General features: G+C 67.4%; 3 protein-coding genes. All 3 read left to right on the top strand.

The window, feature by feature from the left end:
- Positions 1 to 691 (top strand): tonB-system energizer ExbB (exbB, locus tag EN749_RS35055; protein ID WP_128364884.1); only part of this gene is annotated, 691 nt, incomplete at its 5' end.
- A gap of 4 nt (positions 692 to 695) precedes the next feature.
- Positions 696 to 1,163, top strand: a complete 468-nt coding sequence (gene exbD, locus EN749_RS35060) for a TonB system transport protein ExbD (RefSeq protein ID WP_127808771.1) — start codon at positions 696 to 698, stop codon at positions 1,161 to 1,163.
- On the top strand, positions 1,160 to 1,818 hold a 659-nt coding region (locus EN749_RS35065; RefSeq protein WP_128364885.1), incomplete at its 3' end, for an energy transducer TonB. The genes exbD and EN749_RS35065, both read left to right, overlap by 4 nt.

A 1,818-nucleotide genomic window follows, 5' to 3' on the forward strand; every position in this document is an offset into this window, starting at 1 on the left:
GTCGCCATGGGGCATGTTCATGGCGGCCGACATTGTCGTCAAGGCGGTGATGATCGGGCTGGCCTTTGCCTCCCTCGTCACCTGGACGATATGGTTGGCCAAGTCGCTGGAGCTTTTCGGCGGCAAGCTGCGCATTCGTCGCGCCGTGCGGGCGATCGGCGAGGCCGCCACGCTGAAGCAGGCCAGCCGTACCCTTGACCGCAGCGGCGGTCCCGGCGCGCTGCTGGTGCGGGCGGCCGAGGAGGAGACCGCACTCTCGGCCGGCGCGCTCGATCATGTCTCGGGCGACGGCCTCAAGGAACGGGTCACGTCGCGCCTGTCGCGCATCGAGGCGGCGGCGGCGCGGCGCATGTCGCGCGGCACCGGCGTGCTGGCGACGATCGGCTCGACCGCGCCCTTCGTCGGCCTGTTCGGCACTGTCTGGGGCATCATGAACGCCTTCATCGGCATCTCGCAGGCGCAGACCACCAATCTCGCTGTGGTCGCGCCGGGCATCGCCGAAGCGCTGCTGGCCACCGCGATGGGCCTGGTCGCGGCCATACCGGCCGTCGTCATCTACAACGTCTTTGCCCGCTCGATAGCCGGCTATCGGCAGATCCTCGCCGATGCTGCCGCCGGGGTCGAACGGCTGGTCAGCCGCGACCTCGACTTCCGCACCGTCGCGCCGGCAACGCCACTGGCGGCGGAGTAGCGCCATGGGAAGCAGAATCCGACAGACCATTGATGACGATCTCGAGGAAAGCCACGAGATCAACGTCACCCCGTTCATCGATGTCATCCTGGTGCTGTTGATCATCTTCATGGTCGCGGCACCGCTGGCCACGGTGGATGTCAATGTCGACCTGCCTGGTTCGACCGCAACGCCCGCGCCGAGGCCCGAGACACCGCTGTTCCTGACGCTGAAGGACGATCTGACGCTGGCGATCGGCAATGACAGCGTGCCGCGCCCGGCTTTCGCCACGACGCTGGACGCCAAGACCAAGGGCGACAAGCAGACACGCATCTTCCTGCGCGCCGACAAGGCGGTCGCCTATGGCGACCTGATGGAGGCGATGAATCTATTGCGCGGTGCCGGCTATCTGAAGATCGCGCTGGTCGGCCTGGAGACGGCTCCCGCGTCCAATGCCCCGGCGCCCGCAGCCACTGGTGCGGCGGCGCCATGACGCAAGCGGTCGCCGTGCCCTCGGTCCAGCTGTCGCGCTTCGGTTGGCGCGACCTTGGCTTGTGGGCCGGTGCTGCCGCGCTGGTCCTTGGAGCCCATGTCGCGGTCGCCTATGCAGTGCAGAACCTCACAATGGTCACCGAAGCGGATGGCGGTCCACCCCCCGCGCAGATGATCGAGATGGCACCGATGGTGGTGATGCCGGCCGTGGAAGAGCAGGTCGCCGCGCTGGACGCGGTGACGCCAGATCAGACCGAACCGACACCGACGACCGAGCCGACACCTGAAGAACCGGTCGAAAAGGCGGAGCCGGTTGTCGAGCCGCCGGAAGCGGTCGCGCCAGACGAGGCCGAACCCACCCCGACCGAACCTACCCAGGCCGAAACGGCCGAACAGGTCGATCAGCCGCCGCCGGATGAGGTCATCCCGGATGTGGTCGAGGCTGTCACGCCAGACGTCGTCATTCCCTTGCCGCAGCCGAAACCGGTCGAAATTGTCAAAGACAAGAAACCGGTCGAGGCCAAGGCGAAGAAGCCTGTCGAGAAGCCCAAGCCGCGGCTTAAGAAGGAGAAGGCGGCTCCGCCGAAGACGGCAACCTTCGCCAGCGCCGACGCACGGACCGCGGCCAAGACCGCCGCGCCGAAGGCGGCGGAGTC

Origin of the sequence: Mesorhizobium sp. M7A.F.Ca.ET.027.02.1.1, from assembly GCF_004022985.1 — a bacterium.
Taxonomy (GTDB): domain Bacteria; phylum Pseudomonadota; class Alphaproteobacteria; order Rhizobiales; family Rhizobiaceae; genus Mesorhizobium.

Excerpts from the sequence above, each read along its gene's own strand:
- exbD (WP_127808771.1), top strand. The coding sequence starts at position 696 with ATGGGAAGCAGAATCCGACAGACCATTGATGACGATCTCGAGGAAAGC.